The sequence below is a fragment of the Pseudomonas sp. BIOMIG1BAC genome, assembly GCF_001705995.2.
GTDB classification, from domain to species: Bacteria; Pseudomonadota; Gammaproteobacteria; order Pseudomonadales; family Pseudomonadaceae; genus Aquipseudomonas; species Aquipseudomonas sessilinigenes.
This window is the reverse complement of record NZ_CP049045.1, coordinates 1952641-1972994: the sequence shown is the minus strand read 5'-3', so window position 1 is coordinate 1972994 and position 20354 is coordinate 1952641. Positions and strand designations below refer to the sequence as shown.

At 62.3% G+C, this 20354-nt stretch carries 21 protein-coding genes; 12 read left to right on the top strand and 9 right to left on the bottom strand.

Translation table 11 applies throughout. The annotated features are described in order from the left end of the window. The first annotated feature begins 79 nt into the window (after positions 1–79). Positions 80–1240 carry a YbfB/YjiJ family MFS transporter gene (locus ATY02_RS09220; protein WP_068585949.1) on the top strand — a complete coding sequence of 387 codons (1161 nt, stop codon included), beginning with the start codon at positions 80–82 and terminating at the stop codon, positions 1238–1240. An 8-nt stretch (positions 1241–1248) separates the two neighbouring features. On the opposite strand, the gene ATY02_RS09215 is transcribed toward ATY02_RS09220, so the two are convergent. Both ATY02_RS09215 and ATY02_RS09210 read right to left on the bottom strand, forming a co-directional pair. Next, positions 1249–2094, bottom strand: a complete 846-nt coding sequence (locus ATY02_RS09215) for an SDR family NAD(P)-dependent oxidoreductase (protein ID WP_068585953.1) — start codon at positions 2092–2094, stop codon at positions 1249–1251. A 228-nt stretch (positions 2095–2322) separates the two neighbouring features. Continuing rightward, positions 2323–3159 carry a S1 RNA-binding domain-containing protein gene (locus ATY02_RS09210; protein ID WP_068585956.1) on the bottom strand — a complete coding sequence of 279 codons (837 nt, stop codon included), beginning with the start codon at positions 3157–3159 and terminating at the stop codon, positions 2323–2325. Between the two features lie 351 nt (positions 3160–3510). On the opposite strand from ATY02_RS09210, the gene ATY02_RS09205 reads away from it, so the two are divergent. The 3 genes from ATY02_RS09205 to ATY02_RS09195 all read left to right on the top strand — a co-directional run bounded on the left by ATY02_RS09205 (position 3511) and on the right by ATY02_RS09195 (position 5558). Continuing rightward, complete coding sequence (locus tag ATY02_RS09205; protein WP_176719762.1) at positions 3511–3702, top strand: hypothetical protein; 192 nt, start codon at positions 3511–3513, stop codon at positions 3700–3702. Between the two features lie 194 nt (positions 3703–3896). Then, positions 3897–4616, top strand: coding sequence for a TorF family putative porin (locus tag ATY02_RS09200; RefSeq protein WP_068585959.1), 720 nt, complete (start codon positions 3897–3899; stop codon positions 4614–4616). A gap of 72 nt (positions 4617–4688) precedes the next feature. Further along, complete coding sequence (locus ATY02_RS09195; RefSeq protein WP_068585962.1) at positions 4689–5558, top strand: DUF6279 family lipoprotein; 870 nt, start codon at positions 4689–4691, stop codon at positions 5556–5558. Position 5559: 1 nt separating this feature from the next. Here the strand turns inward: ATY02_RS09195 and ATY02_RS09190 are convergent, their stop codons facing one another. Beyond that, on the bottom strand, positions 5560–5952 hold the full coding sequence (locus ATY02_RS09190) for a transcriptional regulator (protein WP_068585965.1): 393 nt from the start codon (positions 5950–5952) through the stop codon (positions 5560–5562). 159 nt (positions 5953–6111) lie between these two features. Between ATY02_RS09190 and ATY02_RS09185 the strand changes: the two genes are divergently transcribed. Both ATY02_RS09185 and ATY02_RS09180 read left to right on the top strand, forming a co-directional pair. Continuing rightward, on the top strand, positions 6112–6858 hold the full coding sequence (locus ATY02_RS09185) for a DUF899 domain-containing protein (protein WP_068585967.1): 747 nt from the start codon (positions 6112–6114) through the stop codon (positions 6856–6858). Positions 6859–6924: 66 nt separating this feature from the next. Then, on the top strand, positions 6925–7869 hold the full coding sequence (locus ATY02_RS09180; protein WP_068585971.1) for an AraC family transcriptional regulator: 945 nt from the start codon (positions 6925–6927) through the stop codon (positions 7867–7869). Positions 7870–7950: 81 nt separating this feature from the next. Here the strand turns inward: ATY02_RS09180 and ATY02_RS09175 are convergent, their stop codons facing one another. Further along, complete coding sequence (locus ATY02_RS09175; protein ID WP_068585975.1) at positions 7951–8532, bottom strand: hypothetical protein; 582 nt, start codon at positions 8530–8532, stop codon at positions 7951–7953. 303 nt (positions 8533–8835) lie between these two features. On the opposite strand from ATY02_RS09175, the gene ATY02_RS09170 reads away from it, so the two are divergent. After that, complete coding sequence (locus ATY02_RS09170) at positions 8836–9111, top strand: hypothetical protein (protein WP_068585978.1); 276 nt, start codon at positions 8836–8838, stop codon at positions 9109–9111. A gap of 62 nt (positions 9112–9173) precedes the next feature. On the opposite strand, the gene ATY02_RS09165 is transcribed toward ATY02_RS09170, so the two are convergent. Then, complete coding sequence (locus ATY02_RS09165; RefSeq protein ID WP_068585981.1) at positions 9174–10517, bottom strand: DEAD/DEAH box helicase; 1344 nt, start codon at positions 10515–10517, stop codon at positions 9174–9176. Positions 10518–10710: 193 nt separating this feature from the next. Between ATY02_RS09165 and ATY02_RS09160 the strand changes: the two genes are divergently transcribed. Continuing rightward, the gene (locus ATY02_RS09160; protein WP_068585984.1) at positions 10711–12009 is read left to right on the top strand and encodes a mechanosensitive ion channel family protein; all 1299 of its coding nucleotides are present in this window, start codon (positions 10711–10713) and stop codon (positions 12007–12009) included. Between the two features lie 215 nt (positions 12010–12224). Here ATY02_RS09160 and ATY02_RS09155 read toward each other — a convergent pair whose 3' ends face one another. The 4 genes from ATY02_RS09155 to ATY02_RS09140 all read right to left on the bottom strand — a co-directional run bounded on the left by ATY02_RS09155 (position 12225) and on the right by ATY02_RS09140 (position 15891). Then, entirely contained in the window at positions 12225–13469 is a 1245-nt protein-coding gene (locus tag ATY02_RS09155; protein ID WP_068585987.1) for an MFS transporter, read from the bottom strand. Between the two features lie 274 nt (positions 13470–13743). Further along, complete coding sequence (locus tag ATY02_RS09150; RefSeq protein WP_068585991.1) at positions 13744–14607, bottom strand: carboxylate/amino acid/amine transporter; 864 nt, start codon at positions 14605–14607, stop codon at positions 13744–13746. Between the two features lie 211 nt (positions 14608–14818). After that, positions 14819–15418 (bottom strand): FMN-dependent NADH-azoreductase, encoded by a 600-nt coding sequence (locus ATY02_RS09145; protein ID WP_068585994.1) that lies wholly within the window; start codon positions 15416–15418, stop codon positions 14819–14821. A 158-nt stretch (positions 15419–15576) separates the two neighbouring features. Beyond that, on the bottom strand, positions 15577–15891 hold the full coding sequence (locus ATY02_RS09140; RefSeq protein ID WP_068585997.1) for a 3-phosphoglycerate kinase: 315 nt from the start codon (positions 15889–15891) through the stop codon (positions 15577–15579). Between the two features lie 49 nt (positions 15892–15940). On the opposite strand from ATY02_RS09140, the gene ATY02_RS09135 reads away from it, so the two are divergent. The 4 genes from ATY02_RS09135 to ATY02_RS09120 all read left to right on the top strand — a co-directional run bounded on the left by ATY02_RS09135 (position 15941) and on the right by ATY02_RS09120 (position 20185). Next, a complete protein-coding gene (locus ATY02_RS09135; RefSeq protein WP_068586000.1) occupies positions 15941–16864 on the top strand; it encodes a LysR family transcriptional regulator in 924 nt (307 codons plus the stop codon). 30 nt (positions 16865–16894) lie between these two features. Beyond that, positions 16895–17698: an alpha/beta fold hydrolase gene (locus ATY02_RS09130; protein WP_068586003.1), complete on the top strand. Its 804-nt coding sequence runs from the start codon at positions 16895–16897 to the stop codon at positions 17696–17698. A 3-nt stretch (positions 17699–17701) separates the two neighbouring features. Continuing rightward, positions 17702–18265, top strand: a complete 564-nt coding sequence (locus ATY02_RS09125) for a peptidylprolyl isomerase (protein WP_068586006.1) — start codon at positions 17702–17704, stop codon at positions 18263–18265. A gap of 87 nt (positions 18266–18352) precedes the next feature. Then, the gene (locus ATY02_RS09120; protein ID WP_068586008.1) at positions 18353–20185 is read left to right on the top strand and encodes an ABC transporter ATP-binding protein; all 1833 of its coding nucleotides are present in this window, start codon (positions 18353–18355) and stop codon (positions 20183–20185) included. Positions 20186–20354: the final 169 nt, after the last annotated feature.

The window sequence follows — 20354 nt, the reverse complement described above, 5'->3', positions numbered from 1 at the left end:
GCTTAATATTATTCATTTTTAACGAAAGTCAATTCGCTCTAGCCTGGCGGTCACTGTTCCTGCCGCCGGAAAAACCGTCATGTCCCCCCTGATCCGCCTACTCGCCAGCTTCATTGCCTTGATGATCGCCATGGGCATTGGTCGCTTCGCCCTGACCCCACAGTTGCCGCACCTGATCAGCGAGGGCCAGGTCGACCTGACCGCTGGAGGGCTGGTCGCTGCCGCCAACTACCTGGGCTATCTCCTCGGCGCACTGGATGCGATGTTCGCCCGGCGCCCGCCCCAGGTACGCCTGCGCTTGCTGGGGGGACTCTGGTTGTGCGTGCTGCTGACACTGGCTTCGTTCTGGGCCTGGGGGTTCTGGCCGCATCTGTTGCTGCGTTTCGGGACCGGCGTGGCCAGTGCCTGGGTGCTGGTGATGATCACCGCCCTGAGCCAACCCCTGGCCCTGGCTGCCGGTCGACCCCGGCTGGGCGCCCTGGTGTTCGCCGGGCCGGGCCTGGGCATCATGCTCACCGGCCTGTTGGCCCTGGGGTCCAACCTACTGGGGCACGACTCAGCCGACCTGTGGCTGCTGTATGCCGCCGCAGGGCTGTTGATGCTACTGGCGGTCCTGCCGATCCTGCCGCCTCCCACCACGACGCCAGGCAGTACCCGACAGGATGCCGTGTCCAATGGCCAGGGGATTGGGCGCCTGGGGTTGGTCTATGGCCTGTATGGGGTGGGCTACATCATCCCGGCGACCTTCCTCTCGCAAATGGCCAGCGCACGGTTCCAGGGCCAGTGGCAGGCCGACCTGTTCTGGCCCGGCTTCGGCCTCGCCGCAGCACTGGGCGTGGCCCTGGTCAGCCTGCGCCGGCACACACCGGACGGCACTCGCCAATGGCTGATCGCAACCTTGTGGCTACAGGCGGCCGGTGTCTTCGCCTGCCTGTTGGGCAACGGCTGGGGATTGTTGCTGGGGGTAGTGCTGTGTGGCACGCCGTTCCTGTCCTGCATGCAACTGGTGATGCAGCGCTCCCGGGAACTGGCGCCCCAGGCAGCCCAACGCAATACCGGACTGCTCACCGCCTGCTTTGCCACAGGCCAGCTGAGCGGCCCCTTGCTGGCCGCCCTGAGCAGCCACTTCAGCGGCAGCTTGCAGCTGGCGTTGATGGTGGCCGGTGTTGGCCTACTGCTCAGTGGTGGCCTGCTATTGGCCCGGCAACCCCAGGCCCGCTCGTGTACGGCACTGACCTGAGCGCACGCTCAGGACTCCCTGATGCTCTCCCAGAGCCGGGCGATCTCCTCGGCGCTGGCGGCCTCGACCCGGGCCAGGTCCATCGGATAATCGACTCCCGGATTCTCACTGAAGCGAGTCGCGGTGAACTGACCATTGCTGGCCCGCAGAACATAGCCGGTATCGCGACAGGCAGCACTGGCCAGGTAGATCACCCCGGGGCTGACCCATTCCGGCTTGAGGTCGCTGGGGGCTTGCGTTATCCCCCACATCCGGGTCTTGGCCACCGGCGAGACTGCATTCACCAGGATCCCATGCTCCAGGCCCTCCATGCTCAGGGCATTCATGATGCCCAACTGCGCCATCTTGCCCGCTGCGTAGGCTGCCAGGCCGGTCTGGGCGTATTGCTGGTACATGGCCCGATCGGAGGTGGTCAGTACCACCCGTGGGGCCTCGGAGCGCTTGAGGTATTTCCAGGCATGCTTGCACAGCCAGATTGGGGCCTGGATGTTGACGTCCAGGGCTCGCTGGAGAAAGCCGGCCTCCGCGTCCTCGATCCCCTGGTACCCCACCCAGCCAGCGTTGTGAATGATGATGTCCAAGCCGCCGAAGGTCTCGACAGCCAGCTCCACCAACTGCCGGGCAACCTGTTCATCGGCCAGATCTCCAGCGTGGGCAATCACGTTCCGGCCCTGGGCTTTTAGCCCCTCGGCAGCCTGGAAAGCCACCTGCATCTCGCTACCGGCACCGGACCGGTCCGTCCCCAAGTCGCTGATCACGACCTGGGCGCCCTGCTCGGCGAGGCTACAGGCATACGCCAGGCCCAGCCCTCTCCCGGCCCCAGTGACAATCGCGGTTTTTCCCTTGAAATCCATGATTCTTCCTTTGATGGCGATCTTGCACCTGATGACCCTGTGCATGGGAGCGGCTACATCCCCATGGAAATACAGGCACATCGCTGCGCCTGTGGTTGCGCGATGGCGCTGGTGCCTGAGTCGATCACAAGCACCAACCTGCGCGGCAAATTGGTGCTGTCGTGCCCAACGGCTGGGCGCAGGCCGGCCTGATCATCGGGAATGCGCAGGCCAGGCCCGCAGAGAGTCTTAGCTGAGTTCGATACGATCGGCGTGGATGACGATCTGCCCTTGCTTGTAGAGCGCGCCGATGGCTTTCTTGAAGTTGCCCTTGCTGACACCGAACAAACGACTGATCAACGCCGGATCGCTCTTGTCGCTGACAGCCAGGGTACCGTTGCTTTCCCGCAGCTTGGCCAGGATCTTGGCATTCAGGCTGCTGCCGGCCTGCTCGCCTACCGGTTGCAGGCTCAGGCTGACCTTGCCGTCGGCCCGCACTTCCTTGATAAAGCCCTTTTCCTGCATGCCTGGCCGCAGGAACTTGAACACTTCGTTCTTGTGGATCAGGCCCCAGTGCTTGTTGTTGATGATGGCCTTGAAGCCCATGTCGGTGGACTCCACCACCAGCAAGTCGACTTCCTGGCCAGCCTGGTAGTTGGCCGGCGTCTTGTCCAGGTAGCGATCCAGCCGAGCGGTGGCGGTGATACGGCGGGTATGGCGATCCAGATAGACGTGCACCACGCAGTAATCGCCGGCATTCAACTGGCGCTTCTCTTCCGAATACGGCAGCAGCAGGTCCTTGGGCAGCCCCCAGTCCAGGAATACGCCGATACTGTTGACCTCGACGACCTTCAGACTGGCAAATTCGCCTACTTGAACTTTCGGTTTCTCGGTCGTTGCAATTAACTTGTCGGTACTGTCCAGATAGACAAAGACATTCAGCCAATCTTCATCTTCGCTGGGAATATCCTTCGGAATATAACGATTGGGCAGCAATATCTCGCCATCCGCACCGCCATCCAGATACAAACCGAAGTTAGTATGCTTAACCACTTGCAAGCTGTTGTAGCGCCCGACTAAAGCCATTTCCAATACCCTCATTGCGTGGGCGGCATTCTACCTGTTTTCCATGTCCAGGTTGACGCTCGGGAGACGGCCATGGAGAAAATCCGCGCCAAGCCCCGGAGATTCCTGACCAGGCATCGCCTGGCGCTCCACTCGTCAGGCCGATCCGGGCTTGGGCAACGACAACAGCGCCAGCCCGGGCTGGCGCCCAACGCCACAAGTCCTGATTTAAAACAGTGACTTATAAGGCCATTTGCAAGATAAATTCAGGAATAAGAAAGACCTGCGCTAGTGCGCCGGAGAATGCCCAACGGACAATTATCGAATAATTCTGTTAGGATGGCTGGCCAAATTAATTTTCCCGAAGGTTAAATGGCCGCCATGCGAGTAAAAGCATCCAACAGCAGTAAAGCAAAACCAGCTCCCGCCGTTGAAACCAGCGAATCCATCAACGAACAGATCGCAGCGTTCCTGAAATCCGGCGGCGAAATCCAGCAGATCGCCAAGGGCGTCAGCGGCCAGACTTTCAGCCCCTCCAAGCAGATCAGCCTCGGCAAGAAGTAACCCCTCGCGTATTGTCCTGGTCCCTCGGCGCTTACCCATGAAGCGCCAGGACTGGCACCTCTGCTACTCCCCCCTCCTTGGAAAACCGACGAACGGCCTCTATCCACAAGCGCAGGCCGGTATCCTTGCGCCCACGGAATAAACGTTTCAGCCCGCCTTCAGGTTGACACTCCACGCAGTTCAAGGAGTGCTGCATGCTCAAACCTTCAATTATGGCTTTGGCCCTGCTGCTGGCCTGCCCCTTGGCCCACGGCCAGATCTTTCAGCGCGAACTGGGCGACTTCGACCTCAAGCTCGGCACCAGCCCCAGCCGCAGCATGGCCCAAGGCCTGGTCAAGCCCGCCTCCAGCGGCTCCGTACACGGCGGTCTCGACCTGAGCCACGACAGCGGCTGGTACTTCGGCCAGTGGTCGCCGAGCATGGGCCTGAGCCCGGCAAGCCGCCTCGAGATGGATTCCTACCTGGGCTTCAAGCAACCGCTCGACCGGAGCCTGGGGTACGAATTGGGGGTGATCCACTACAACTACCCGCAACTGCGCACCCAGGACAGCAAGGAGTTCTACGGCGGCCTGACCCTGCTGGGCAGTCGGTTCGGCGCCGCCTTGAGCAATGACCCGGACCGGCGCAATAGCACGCTGTTCGCCGACCTGGGCGGCAATCCGCCGTTCGGCATCGGAGTCAGCGTCAAATACACCAACTACCGGCTCAACAACGCCGTGTCAGTGGCCAAGGGGGGTTATGTGGCGGGCTTCAACGACTGGTCGATCAAGTTCTCGCGGCCCTGGCTGGGAATCGACCTGAACCTGATCTACAGCGATTCCAGCCTCAACGGCAGCAATTGCTCGGCCTATTCGGGGCACAACAGCCAATGCGACGGCTTGTTGACCTTCAAGGCCGAGCGGGCGTTCTACTAGTCAGTACGAGCGCTGAACTGCTGGAGGCCTTCCGGGTTCAGATGCAAGAACCGCACTCCCAGGGACTCGGATATGTCGCGCTGGCGCTGCCTGCTCATCCCGCTGCTGATTCTCGGCCTGTCGCTCGCTGCCTGCAGCCGGGTCGGCCTGGCCTACCGCAACCTTGACGTCATCATCCCCTGGAGCCTCAACGACTACCTGGAGATGACCGGCGAGCAGAAAAGCTGGTTCGACCAACGCCTGCAGCAGCATCTGCACTGGCATTGCAGCACCCAGCTGCCAGGCTACCTGGACTGGCTCGACCGCCTGCAATTGATGGTCCAGGACAACCAGGTCAACGACCAGGCCCTGCAAGCACGCACGCAAGAGGCCAAGCAGGCCATTGCCGAAATCGCACGCCAGGTCGCACCGTCGGCCATAGAGCTACTGCAAGGCCTGGACGACCAGCAAGTGGCACAGTTGAACAAGTCACTGGCCAAGGATCTGCAGGAACGCCGCGAGCAGTACCTGGAACCGCCCCTGGCGCAACAGATCGAACAGCGCAGCCAACGCATGGACAAGCGCCTGAAGGCTTGGCTGGGCAGCCTGAGTCCGAGCCAGCAGCGACGTGTCGAACAGTGGTCCGTTTCGCTGGGGGAACAGAACCGGCAATGGATCGCCAACCGAGCCCACTGGCAGGCGCTATTTCGCGCCGCGGTACAACAGCGTCGCTCCAGCGACTTCCCACAACGCGTCGAGCAATTGCTGATCGAGCGTGAAAGCCTATGGACCGACGACTATCGCCAGGCCTACGCCCATACCGAGGAGGCTGCGCGCAGACTGCTGGTCGACCTGATGGCCGATAGCAGCCCGGAACAACGCCAGCGCCTGCTGAAGAAGCTCGACGGCGTGCGCAAGGACTTCAGCGCCTTGAAATGCTTACAGAACGCCAGGCAGAACTGATTCAGGCAATCTGCGCCTTGGAGGCCAACTCGTCGAAGGTGGCAGGGTCCAGCGCGTCGACCTGCTCATCCAGCACTTGGCGTGGATGATCATTGCCCGGAATACCGCTGTCGAGCAGGCACAGCAGGCTCGAACCCCGTGGGGTGAGCATGAAGTTCTCGCCGTTGCCACCCTCCTGCTCCGGCCTGCTCTGGATGAAGTGCCGGTCCAGCAGCAGCTTTTCGTACTCGCTAGCGGTGGTCTTCAGTTCATCCAGGTTGCCCGTGGATTGACCTTCGGCGGCCATCGCCGCGGCATGCTGTTCGGCATAGGGCCGCGGAGTGAAACTATGGCCGGCGCCGTTCTGCACCTCGTGCAGCAAACGCTCGATCAGATCCCAATTGTAAGTCGCCATGTTGATTCGCCCTCCAGGATGGAATGCCTTGCCTGAGTTGTGACCCGTAGGCACACCAGCCGTTCAAGCCATTCGCACCACTGGGCAGCTTGTCGATCCGACGGTATGGCAAACGACTAGCGTGTGTAGGACCCATTCCACAGTTCGAGGAGAGACGTCATGGATATCAGCGATCATCCCGTGGTCACCCGGGAACAATGGCTCGAAGCACGCAAGCAGCATCTACTCCACGAAAAAGCCTTCACCCGCCAACGCGACCTGCTCAGCGCCGAACGCCGGGCGCTGCCGTGGGTGCGGATCGACAAGCCTTATCGTTTCCAGGGACCGCAGGGCACATTGAGCCTGGCGGACCTGTTCGGTGGCCGCAGCCAGTTACTGGTCTATCACTTCATGTTCGGTGCAGGCTGGGCGGAAGGTTGCAAGGGGTGCTCGTTCCTGGCCGATCATTTCGATGGTGCCAACCAGCACCTGGCCCATCACGATATAGCGCTGGTGGCGGTGTCCCATGCGCCCTACGAACAGTTCCAGGCTTTTCGCCAACGCATGGGATGGCAGTTCGACTGGGTCTCCAGCGCCGGCGAAGATTTCAACCAGGACTTCGGCGTCAGCTTCAGCAACGAGCAACGGGGCACTGCCACCGCCAGCTACAACTACGCGCCCATCAACAGCAACGAGGAAGAACTGCCCGGCCTGAGCGTGTTCTATCGCAACGAGCAGGGCGAGATCTTCCATACCTACTCCACGTACACCCGGGGCCTGGATCTGCTGATAGGCACGTACAACTTCCTCGACCTGGCGCCCAAGGGCCGTAACGAGGGGCCCATCATGAACTGGGTCCGCCATCATGACCGCTATGACGACACCCCCAGCAACCCGAAGGCACAGGGTTGCTGTTGCACGGATTGAACGCCCACTCGATCGGCAGCGAGACTGCGCTGGCAGTCCCGCTGCTGCGCCGACTAAGCTGTAGGCATGAGCCCCGCCTATCACAGCCTCCACGAATACACCCTGCGCATGAACCGGGTGCTGGAGCATATCGACCAGCATCTGGACCAGCCCCTGGAGCTGGCGGACCTGGCGCAGGTGGCCCATTTCTCGCCCTACCATTTCCATCGCCTGTTCAGCGCCTGGGTCGGCGAACCCCTGGGCGTCTACCTGCGACGCCGCCGCCTGGCTTGTGGCGCCCACCTGCTGGCCAGCCGGCCCGAGGCCTCGGTCCTGGAGATCGCCCTGGAGGTCGGTTTCGGTTCCGGCGAAGCCTTCTCCCGGGCATTCAAGCAACACTTCTCGGTATCGCCCAGCACCTGGCGCGATACCGAACCCAAGCGCTGGCACCGCCGCCTTGAAGACATCCGCGAACGACGCCTGCGGCAATTGCGCAATCCTGATCAGACACACATCCCGGCCTTCGACGATCCTGACGCCTTCATTCACCTGAAGGAACTCACGATGAAGGTCACCATCAAGGAACTGCCACCCGTACGCGTCGCTTACCTGCGCTATATCGGCGCCTACGGGCCGGGGATCGGCCTGTTCTGGCAGCAGACCGTCATCCCCTGGATGGCCGAGAACGGGCTCATGGGCCGCGCACGCTACGGCATCGGCCATGACGACCCTTACGTCACCCCACCCGAAAAATGCCGCTACGATGCCTGCGTCGAAGTCCCCCTCGACTTCAAGGGCCGGGACTCTGCGGTCGTCACCACCCTACCCGGTGGCCTCTATGCGATCACTCACTACCAGGGCAAAGGCCCCGATATCGCCGATACCTGGAGCGAACTGTGCCGCGATTGGCTGCCCAAGAGTGGTATGCAGCCCGACGCACGGCCAGCCTTCGAGCTGTATCCGGTGGACGCCAGATACGATCAAACCGGCGAGCTGGAGTTCGATATCTGCTTTCCGGTGAAAACGCTGTAGGCCATCAAAGGCCGAGAAACAACACGGGGGAGCCCATGCTCCCCCGTTGTTTTTGCCGGATGCACGGCAAGCAGGCTTGCCTCAACGCGACGGAATGGCCGTGATATCGCGAACGATGAAGCGCGGCAGAACCCGGACGTAGAACGTCTCCACATCGGAGTTACCGCTGTTGGTAATCACCCCGAGCATGGTTTTCATATTGCGCAACTGGCCCATGGCACCGGCAGGCTGGAGGCCGTCGCGTTGTTGGGCGAAATGCAACACTTCGGCACCGGCACGCTTGACCTGGACCTTGTAGCCGAAGTCGATACTGGCCAGGATCGTATTGTCATCGACGATCTTGGACACCAGCCCACCTTGGGAATCACTGAGCCGCCGCTTGTACACCGCCTCCACATCCAGCAGGTAATCGGCACTGTCCTTGGTCGCGGCGTAGCGATTGGCATTGCCCAGTTGCTGGATCAGTTCCGTGCCCAATTGCTGGCGCAGTTTGTCCTCAGGCAAGAAACGCGGGCTCTCCCCGATCAATTGCAAATCAAAGTTATCGATCCAGTAGGTGGCGTCGGCAGGAATCTGTACGGGTTTGGACGAGATGTAGTAATCCGGCCGGGAGGCACACCCCACGAGCAGGACACAACTGAACAACAGGGACAGCAGGCGCATTAAGGATCTTCCTTGAAAGCGATTTCGTTGAGGTGCACTGGCTCGGATCAAGGAAACATGTCCAGGCGCTCGGCATTCGCCCCTGACCCGGAGCGGCGCGCGATACTAATTCGCCACTATCCAGGCGTCAATTGAACCTGGCCTCCAGAGCCGCCGTGAACAAGACCCGCCTCCAGCACGTGCGAGCCCCTGTAACGTCACACGCCCTCCCGAAGGCACCTGCCTGGGCTGATCCAACTGAACTTTGCCCATTCCAGGCGCCTCAACCGGATGTCCCCCTGCCTACAACATGAGGCACAGCCCATGAAAACCCTGAACCTGCTCACTCTCGCCGGCAGCCTGCTGCTGGCCCTGCCCGCCTGGGCCTGTACCCCGGACGAAGCCACCGCCAAGCGCGAGCAACTGGCCCGGGAAGTCAGCAAGATCACCGAGCAGAACCCGGCCAAGGCCAAGGAAATCAACGACGAGTTGCAGAAGATGAACCTGGGCAGCGCCAACAAGGACCTGCCCGACGATTGCCAGTTGATTGACCAACGCCTCAAGGAACTGGCCGACGCCGAGCAAAAAACCGACCACTGAGGCCCAGGAAACAAAAAACCCGGACCAGGTCCGGGCTTTCTAATGGCGATCAGGCCTGCACTTTACTCAGCGGCTGGTGCGGGCTTGCGGCGCTTGAGCGGCGCCAGGCCATCCTGGCTGACCAGGGCCGGGCTCTCACTCTTTGGCCGGTTGGCGCTCTTGCGCTTGGTTGGCGACTTGGCCAGGGCTTTTTTCTTGTCGCCCTTGGCATCGGTCTTTTTCTTCTTGGTCCCAGCAGCCTTGCCGGAGGCCTTGACCTTTTTCGGACCGCCGTAAGTACCCTTGACTTCCTTGATGGTGCGGCGCTCGAAGCTCTGTTTGAGGTAGCGCTCGATGCTCGACATCAGGTTCCAGTCGCCATGGCAGATCAGCGAGATGGCCAGGCCTTCGTTGCCAGCACGACCGGTGCGACCGATACGGTGCACGTACTCGTCGCCACTGCGAGGCATGTCGAAGTTGATCACCAGGTCCAGGCCCTCGACGTCCAGGCCGCGGGCGGCGACATCGGTGGCCACCAGGATCTTCACCCCGCCCTGCTTCAGGCGATCGATGGCCAGCTTGCGGTCCTTCTGGTCCTTGTCGCCGTGGAGGACGAACGCCTTGTAGTCCTGGGCCACCAGGCGGCCGTAGATGCGGTCGGCCATGACCCGGGTGTTGGTGAAGATAATGGCCTTCTGGTAGGTCTCGTTGGCCAGCAGCCAGTTGACGATCTGCTCTTTGTGCTGGTTGTGGTCGGCCGTGATGATCTGCTGGCGCGTGGTCTCGTTGAGCTGGCTGACGCTGTTGAGTTGCAGGTGCTCAGGGTTGTCGAGGACCTTGGCGACCATTTCCCGCAGGCCGGAACCACCGGTGGTGGCGGAGAACAGCATGGTCTGCTGGCGGCTCGGGCACTCATCCACCAAGCGTTGCACGTCTTCGGCAAAGCCCATGTCGAGCATGCGGTCGGCTTCGTCGAGCACCAGCACTTCCACTTCCTTGAGGTCCAGGTTGCCGGCATTGAGATGCTCCAGCAGGCGACCCGGGGTACCGATGAGGATATCCGGCACCTTGCGCAGCATGGCGGCCTGGACCTTGAAGTCTTCACCGCCGGTGATCAAGCCGGACTTGATGAAGGTGAACTGGGAGAAACGCTCGGCTTCCTTCAGGGTCTGCTGGGCCAGCTCCCGGGTTGGCAGCAGGATCAGGGTCTTGATGCTGACGCGGATTTTCGCCGGGCCGATCAGGCGATTGAGGATCGGCAGCATGAAGGCGGCGGTCTTGCCGCTACCGGTCTGCGCCGTCACCCGCAGGTCACGCCCTTGCAGCGCGAGCGGAATAGCCGCGGCCTGTACCGGAGTCGGCTCGACAAATTTAAGCTCGGCCACGGCTTTGAGCAGGCGTTCGTGCAGGGCGAATTGGGAAAACACGGGTGCTACCTCGAAGATGTGCAGAAAAACAGCTGCATAGGGTAACGGTTTCGGAGGCCCAGGCCGAGTTTCTTTGTGCAAACGGTGGCAAAGAGTTGGTTTTTTGTTAACCGATTTGTCCTCAACGGTAACTTTGCCGGGGTTCAATGCTCTAATCCCCTCTTTGTGCCACATAGAAGAATCGTTTTAGCCCATGGATTTCAAACAGCTCTGGCTCGATACCCAGGACCTCTGGGGAGCCCTCGACCAACACCCGCTCCTACACGCTGGCCTTGGCTTGACCCTGTTGCTGGTGGTCGCCCTGGTGCTCGGACGGGTAGCCCGCTATGTGGTCCTGCATGGTGTGCGACTGCTGGGCCGGCAACCCGCCCTGCACTGGCTCAACGACCTGCGCCAGAACAAGGTGTTCCACCGCCTGGCACAGATGACTCCCTCCCTGGTGATCCAGTTCGGCCTGCACCTGGTGCCGGAGTTGAGCAAGGCCAGCCTGCTGTTCCTGGGCAACCTGGCCATGGCCTTCACCATCCTGTTCCAGTTGCTGGCCCTGAGCGCCCTGCTCAATGCCCTGCTGGACATCTACGCCCGCACCGAACACGCCCGCACCCGCTCGATCAAGGGGTACGTGCAACTGGCGAAGATGGTGTTGTACGTATTCGGCGCCATCATCATCGTCGCCACCCTCATCGATCGCTCGCCGCTGTTGCTGCTCTCGGGCCTGGGTGCCATGTCGGCGGTGATCCTGTTGGTGTACAAGGACACCCTCTTGTCCTTCGTCGCCAGCGTGCAACTGACCAGCAACGACATGCTGCGGGTCGGCGACTGGATCGAAATGCCCCAGGTGGGCGCCGACGGCGACGTGGTGGACATCACCCTGCACACGGTCAAGGTGCAGAACTTCGACAAGACCATCGTTTCCATCCCCACCTGGCGGCTGATGTCCGAGTCGTTTCGCAACTGGCGCGGCATGCAGCAGTCCGGCGGCCGGCGGATCAAGCGCAGCCTGTTCATCGATGCCAGCGGCGTACGCTTCCTGCATGACGACGAAGAAGCACGGCTGAGCGGGGTACGCCTGCTCACCGACTACATCGGGCGCAAACAGGCCGAGCTCAAAAGCTGGAACGAGGCCCAGGGCAACGTTGCCGCCCTGTCGGCCAACCGCCGGCGCATGACCAACCTCGGCACCTTCCGCGCCTACGCCCTGGCCTACCTGAAGAGCCACCCCGAGATCCAGCCGAACATGACCTGCATGGTGCGCCAGATGCAGACCACGGCCCAGGGCATTCCCCTGGAGATCTACTGCTTCACCCGCACCACGGTGTGGGCCGACTACGAGCGAATCCAGGGGGATATCTTCGACTACCTGCTGGCGGTGATGCCGGAGTTCGGCCTGAGCCTGTACCAGCAACCCAGCGGCAACGACCTGCGGGCCGGCCTGCTACCGGCAGTGCTGGGCGCCAGCCATATCGGCCCAAGCGAGAAACAGGCGCTCTGACAAATGCCGATCAGTTAAGGAAACGGTAGGAGCGAGGCTTGCCCGCGATGGGTTTCAGAGCGCTGCGTTTACCCCATAAACACGCGCCACGACGAGCATCGCGAGCAATCGAGCGTCGGCCGGCTGCTCCTACGGGGAGCACCTTGCTTAACTGACCGGCATCAGGCGCTGTGCCCCACCGCAAAACGCCTGGGCCACCCCGGCTCCCGGCGTTTTCAGGCAGCCGTCGGCGCTGCCTGCAACAGCGGATCGGGCTGAGGACGGCAAGCCATGAGGATGAACAGCACGGACAGCAACGCGCACGCAGCCCCCAGGCCAATCGCCGCGTCGTAGCCCTGGTACAGGTCGAACAACCAGCCGGCGAAACTGCCGCCCAGCAATGCCGCCACCCCCACCGACAGGTACAGGGCACCGAGGATAGCCCCCAGGTTGGCCGTGCCGAACCAATCGGCCGCCACGGCCGGGTAGAGCGAAATGCAACCGCCGTTGGCCACGCCAAAGCACAGGGCGAACAACGCCAGCGCCATGAAGCCATCGGCCACCAGCCACAGTAGGTTCAACAGCACCAGGAGCAAGGTCAGGGCGACCAGCAGGCGCCGGCTGCCGATCCGGTCGCCCAGGCTGCCGAGGAACAGGCGGCCACCGACGTTGCCGGCGCCGATCAGGCCAATCAACAAGTTGGCTTCGGAAACACCCAGCCCCGCCTGCCGGGCATAGGGGCTGATGTGCACCAACGCCACGAACAATCCCACCGAACCGCACAGGATCGCCGCGAAGTACCACCAGAAACGCGCCATGCCCAAGGCTTCGGCCAGGTGCAGACCGGACGGGGCCACCTGGGGCCGCTCGGCCATGGCAGGCAGGCCGTCCGCGAACAGCCCGAGCTCCTGGGGGCCGCTGCGGATCAGCGCCGTGGCAGCCAGGCCAAGCAACAGGATCGCGCCGGCGAAGATCTGCAGGGTCGCCTCCCAGGAAAAATGCTCCATCAGCCAGCCGGCCAGCAATGGCCCGGCAAAGGTCCCGACCCCGGTTCCCGCCAGGGCAAGGCCCGAAGCCTGGCTGCGCCGGCTGACGAACCAACGCTGGACCACCGCCACCGCCGGCACATACACCAGGCCGACGCCCAGCCCCACCAGTACGCAGAAGCACAGCAGGAACCACCACAACGACCCGGACGCCAGGCTCGCGCAGAAAAACCCCAGGGCCAGGGACAGGATGCCGACCCCCACCACCCGCCGGGTGGAAGTGCGATCGGCCAGCACGCCGGCGACAACCCCCATGGCGTAATAGATCAACGCCGTCAGGGAAAACACCGAGGCCACGGAAAAGCTCCCCACTGCGAAATTGGCCTGGATCTGCGAGAAGAACGCACCGAAGGAATAGGCACCGCCAAAGATCAGCGCCAGCAGCACATGGGTGGCCAACACCACATACCAGCCGTGGAATACCTGGAACTTCATGGCACAACGCCCTCCCTTGCCAGGAACTGGCGTCAGCAAAGCCAGCTCATCTTGTAATGTCTTGTATATACATATGAATGCAATTTTATGGCCAGACGCGTCACCGAGCGCTCGGTTCTTCTCTTGACTCAACTAGCTGATTGTTTTCAAAGGTAAAAAACCAGAACCCCAAAAAAACCGCCGATAGGGCGGGTCCTGGACAGAGCATCGCTCCTGGGGATAGGGGTAACAGCTGCGTAGAACCGCTACCCCATCTCGCTGGCGCCTGTAACCTTCACGCCGTGGCCACCCTGCGCTGGCCATGGCGGCTGACCCACACCGCCAGCAGAATCACCAATCCGCCGAGGGCCAGGCGGCCCAGGTCTTCATGGCGGTTCCAGATCAGCAAATTGAGCAGCAGGCCCACCGGCACATGCAGGTTGTTCATCACCGCCAGGGTCGCGCCGGTGACCAGGCACGCGCCCTTGTTCCACCAGTACAACCCCAGCGCCGTGGCCACCAGCCCGAGGAACAGCAGCACCGCCCAGGTCACCGGGGCATCCGGCAGGAAGTGTGCCTTGCCGAACAGCAGGAACGCCGGCAGCACCACCAGCAACGCGCCCAGGTAGAAGTAGCCGAACCGCCGGTAGTGCGGCAGGTCGCTGGGATAGCGCGCCACCAGATGCTTGTACAGCACCTGCCCGGCGGCATAGGTGAAGTTGGCCAGTTGCAGCAGCAGGAAGCCCATGAAGAAGTCCGGGTTGATCCGGTCGTAGCGAATCACCGCGGCACCCGCCACCGCCACCAGGGCCGCGAGCAAGCCCCAGGGATTGAAGCGCCGGTTCAAGGCGTCTTCGATCAGGGTCACGTGCAACGGCGTGAGAATGGTGAACAACAACACTTCCGGCACCGTCAGCACCCGGAAGCTCAGGTACAGGCACACATAGGTGATGCCGAACTGCAGCGCACCGATCAGCAGCATGCCGCGCATGAAGGCCGGTTCCACCCGGCGCCAGCGAGTCAGCGGGATGAACACCAACCCTGCCAGCAGCACCCGCACCAGCACGGCAAAGTAGCTGTCGACATGCCCGGCCAGGTACTCGCCGATCAGATTGAAGGAAAACGCCTGGATCAGGGTGACAACCAGTAGATAGCCCATGCTCGCCTCATCGTTGGATGGCGGCGACGATAACGTTTTTGCCGGCGCGGGTGAAATCACCGGCAAAAAAAAGCCCGATCTCGCGAAGCGTTCGATCGGGCATTGGCACTGAAGGAGCACCCAGTGCAAAGGGAGGTTCTATGTGCGGACCTGCTTGAAGGGGCACACAGGAGCTACTTGAACATCCAGCGATTACCTGGGGATTAACGCCTCAGGCCACCTGGGCCAGCCGGGCGTTGGCCTGGTTCAGGCCCTTCTCGTGGAAATCGCCGCCCAGGTTCAGGCCCTCGGCATGGATGAACTGCACGTCGTGGATCCCAATGAAGGCCATGACCTGGCGCAAGTAGGGTTCCTGGTGATCGGTGCTGCTGCCGGCGTAGATCCCGCCCCGGGCAGTCAGGACATAGGCGCGCTTGCCAGTGAGCAAACCCTGGGGACCGGTCTGGGTGTACTTGAAGGTCACCCCGGCACGCAGCACATGGTCGAGCCAGGCCTTGAGCGTGCTGGGGATGGCGAAGTTGTACATCGGCGCGGCCATCACCAGTACGTCGGCGTCCAGCAGCTCTTGGGTCAACTCGTCGGAACGTTGCAGCGAGTCCTGCTCGGCCGCGCTGCGTTGCTCGGCGGGTTTCATCCAGCCGCCCAGCAGGTTGGCATCCAGGTGCGGCACCGGATTACGGGCCAGGTCGCGCACAGTGATCGAATCGGCCGGGTGGGCAGCCTGCCATTGCTGGATAAAGGTCTGGGTCAGTTGGCGAGAAACGGAATCTTGCTGGCGGGCACTGCTTTCAATGATCAGGACGCGGGACATGGCTGAAGCCTCCATCGGGGTATGCGTAAGTCGATGGGGCGCAGATTAAACAGAGAGATATCGATGAAAAAGCGCAAATAACTGCTATAACCAATCAATAAATTCGTTTATAAGCGAACCCAGTCCCGTCACGATCGACAGGACCGGTATCACGACGGTCATTTGGCCTGGCAGTTCAGGTCCAGGCGCAACTTGATGATGTTGCGGTTGAACTTGACGGTCACGCTGCGGCTCTTGCCGGCGGCGACTTCCACCTTGCGAGTACGCGGTGATTCGGGACCGTTGCGAAAAACCACCGAGCACACGGCATCGGTCTTGCCGTAGTTGTTCAACTGGATCGAGCCGATGTCGGCGTCGGTATCGTAGGTGGTGTAGTCGATGCTCAGGCCATTGAGTTGCTTGTCGACATCGATGGGATAAGCCCAGGCGCTCAAGGGCAGCAGGGCCAGCAACACACAACAGAATTTTCTCATTCGGCGGTCTCCGGTAAGGAACGCCAGCTTAGGACAAGAGGAGCACCTCATGAAAGCGCCCCGCGTGACCCTGGATCAATGGCGCACCCTGCAGGCCGTGGTCGATCACGGAGGCTTCGCCCAAGCCGCCGAGGCCCTGCACCGCTCGCAATCCTCGGTCAGCTATACCGTGGCACGCATGCAGGACCAGCTCGGTGTACCCCTGCTGCGGATCGATGGCCGCAAGGCCGTGCTCACCGAGGCCGGAGGCGTATTGCTGCGCCGCTCCCGGCAACTGGTGAAACAGGCCAGCCAGCTCGAAGACCTGGCCCACCACATGGAGCAAGGCTGGGAAGCCGAGGTGCGGCTGGTGGTGGATGCCGCCTACCCCAATGCACGACTGGTCCGCGCCCTCACCGCCTTCATGCCGCAGAGCCGCGGCTGCCGTGTGCGCCTGCGCGAGGAAGTACTGTCCGGAGTCGAGGAAGTGCTGCTCGAAGGCGTCGCCGACCTGGCCATCAGCGGCTTCAATATTCCAGGTTACCTGGGCACCGAGATGAGTTCGGTGGAGTTCGTCGCCGTGGCCCATCCGGAACACGCCCTGCACCGCCTGCAACGACAGTTGCACTTCCAGGACCTGGAAAGCCAACTGCAAGTGGTGATTCGCGATTCCGGCCGCCAACAACCGCGGGACGTGGGCTGGCTGGGTGCCGAGCAGCGCTGGACGGTCGGCAGCCTGGCCACCGCGGCGAAGTTCGTCAGCAGCGGCCTGGGTTTCGCCTGGCTACCACGGCACATGATCGAACGCGAGCTGCACGAGGGCCTGCTCAAGGTGCTGCCCCTGGACCAGGGCGGCAGCCGCCATCCGACGTTCTTTCTCTATTCCAACAAGGACAAACCCCTGGGCCCGGCGACGCAGATCCTCGTGGAACTGTTGCGCACCTTCGACACCGCGCCCCTGGATGCGCCCTTTGCCGCACCCGAGCAAGCCTGACGTCCCATTTACCAGAACAGGAGTTCTGCCATGGCGTATTTCGAACATGAAGGTTGCACCCTGCACTATGAGGAATACGGCCGGGGCGAGCCCCTGCTACTGGTCCACGGCCTGGGCTCCAGCGCCCAGGACTGGGAAAAACAGGTCCCGGAACTGGCGACCCGCTATCGCCTGATCATCCCGGACGTGCGCGGCCATGGTCGCTCCGACAAGCCTCGGGAGCGCTACAGCATCCCGGGCTTTGCCGCCGACCTCATAGCCCTGGTCGACCACCTGGGCCTGGGGCCGGTGCATTATGCCGGACTGTCCATGGGCGGCATGATCGGCTTCCAGTTGGCCGTGGACCAGCCACAGCTGTTCAAGAGCCTGTGCATCGTCAACAGCGCACCGCAGGTCAAGCTGCGCTCGGCCGACGACTACTGGCAGTGGTTCAAGCGCTGGAGCATGGCCCGCCTGCTGAGCATGGCGGCCATCGGCAAGGCCCTGGGCCAACGATTGTTTCCCAAGCCGGAGCAAGCCGAGTTACGGCAGCAGATGGCCGAACGCTGGGCAAAGAACGACAAACGTGCTTATCTCGCCAGCTTCGACGCCATCGTCGGCTGGGGAGTCCAGGAACGTCTGGGCCGTATCACCTGTCCAACCCTGGTCGTCAGCGCCGACCACGACTACACCCCGGTGGCGCTCAAGGAGGCTTACGTCAAACTGCTGCCGGATGCGCAGCTGGTGGTGATCGAGGACTCCCGACACGCCACACCGCTGGACCAACCGCAGCGCTTCAACCAGACCCTGCTGCACTTCATCAATACAGTCGACACCACCACCCAGGATCACTGACCCATGCTGAAAAAAATCGCCCTCGTCGCCGGCTCCGTGCTCTTTGCCGCCAACCTGATGGCCGCACAACCGGCCAAGGCACCCCACGTCATGCTGGACACCAGCTTCGGCAAGATCGAAATCGAACTGGATCCGGTCAAGGCGCCGGTTTCCAGCAAGAACTTCCTCGACTACGTCGACAGCGGCTTCTACACCAACACCATCTTCCACCGAGTGATCCCGGGGTTCATGGTCCAGGGTGGCGGCTTCACCGCCCAGATGGTGCAGAAGGACACCCGTGACCCGATCAAGAACGAAGCCTCCAACGGCCTGCACAACGTGCGCGGCACCCTGGCCATGGCCCGGACTTCCAACCCCAACTCGGCCACCAGCCAGTTCTTCATCAACGTTGCCGACAACGCCTTTCTCGACCCGGGTCGCGATGCCGGCTACGCGGTATTCGGCAAGGTGGTGAACGGCATGGAAGTGGTGGACCAGATCGTCAACTCCCAGACCACCACCAAGCAAGGCATGCAGAATGTCCCGGTCGACCCGGTACTGATCAAGTCGGCCAAGCGCCTCGACTGAATCTCGCAGCCTGTCCCGACGGCGGCGCCTATCCGGCGCCCCGTCCGCTTTAGCACAGGAGAGCCCGCACAACGGGCTGCAGAACCCATGCTCTATCGTCGTTTCGAACAACTGATCGATATCTTCCGCGACACCCCCGCGACCACCCCGCCCAACCGGGTCCTGCCCTTCTACTTCCATTACATCAAGCAAGTCTGGCCCAGCTTCGTCGCGCTGCTGGTGGTCGGGCTGTTTGTGGCGCTGATCGAGGTGTCGCTGTTCAGCTACCTGAGCACCATCATCGACCTGGCACAGGGCACGCCCAGCATCCAGGTATTCAGCGACCATGGCCTGGAACTGGCCTGGATGGCCGTCGTGGCCCTGTTGCTGCGCCCGTTGATGGTGTGCCTGCACAACCTGTTGATCCACCAGGCCATCAATCCCGGCATGACCAGCCTGATTCGCTGGCAAAACCACAGCTACGTGCTGCGCCAGAGCCTGAACTTCTTCCAGAACGACTTCGCCGGGCGCATCGCCCAGCGCATCATGCAGACCGGCTACTCACTGCAGGATTCCTCGGTGCAGGTGATCGACGCCCTGTGGCACGTGACCATCTACGCCGTCGGTGCCCTGGTGCTGTTCGCCGACGCCGATTGGCGCCTGATGATTCCGCTGCTGTTGTGGATCGTCGGTTTCATCGGCGCCATGCGCTACTTCGTGCCACGCATCCAGAAGCGCTCGGTGGATGCCTCCGATGCCCGCTCCAAGCTCATGGGACGGATCGTCGATGGCTACACCAACATCGCCACCCTGAAGCTGTTCGCCCACACCCATTTCGAACAGAGCTACGCCCGCGAAGCGATCGCCGAGCAGACCGAGAAAAGCCAGCTGGCCGGGCGCGTGGTGACCTCCATGGACGTCGCCATCACCAGCCTCAACGGCCTGCTGATCACCAGTACCACGGGCCTGGCCCTGTGGTTGTGGAGTCAGTCGCTGATCAGCGCCGGAGCCATCGCCCTGGCCACCGGCCTGGTCATTCGCATCGTCAACATGTCCGGCTGGATCATGTGGGTGATCAACGGCATCTTCGAGAATATCGGCATGGTCCAGGACGGCCTGCAGACCATCGCCCAGCCCCTGCAACTGACCGACCGCGAAGCGGCCCCCAGGCTTGAGGTGAACAAGGGCGGGGTGAGCTTCGAGCACGTCGAGTTCCACTATGGCAAGGCCAACCGGGTCATCAGCGACCTCAACCTGCAGATCCGCCCTGGAGAAAAGATCGGCCTGATCGGTCCGTCGGGAGCGGGCAAGTCGACCCTGGTCAACTTGCTGCTGCGCCTCTACGACCTGCAGGGCGGGCAGATCCTGATCGACGGCCAGGACATCGCCGGGGTGACCCAGGAAAGCCTGCGCGAACGCATCGGCATGATCACCCAGGACACCTCGCTGCTGCACCGCTCCATCCGCGACAACCTCTTGTATGGGCGGCCTGAGGCCAGCGACGAGGAACTCTGGGAAGCGGTGCGCAAGGCCCGCGCCGACGAGTTCATCCCACTGCTGTCCGATGCCCAGGGCCGTACTGGCTTCGATGCCCATGTGGGCGAGCGCGGGGTCAAGCTGTCCGGGGGCCAGCGCCAGCGCATCGCCATTGCCCGGGTACTGCTCAAGGACGCGCCGATCCTGATCATGGACGAGGCCACCTCGGCCCTGGACTCGGAAGTCGAGGCCGCGATCCAGGAAAGCCTGGAGACCCTGATGCAGGGCAAGACCGTGATCGCCATTGCCCACCGGCTCTCCACCATCGCCCGCATGGATCGCCTGGTGGTGCTGGAACAGGGCCGCATCGCCGAGACCGGCACCCATGCCGAGCTGCTGGCCCACGGCGGTTTGTATGCGCGGCTGTGGCAGCACCAGACCGGAGGTTTTGTCGGCATCGACTGAGACCTACAGGTGCTGCGTGTCGCCGCTGCCGCAGGCTGCGCACGGGCGCGTAGCGGCCGCAAGATCGGATAGCCGCCGCCATCGTTGGAAGGCCCTGCGGGCCTTGGCGCAGCTTCGCAGGCTCAGCAGCGGCTACAGGGTCTGCACAACCTCCTGAAAAGACGCCAGC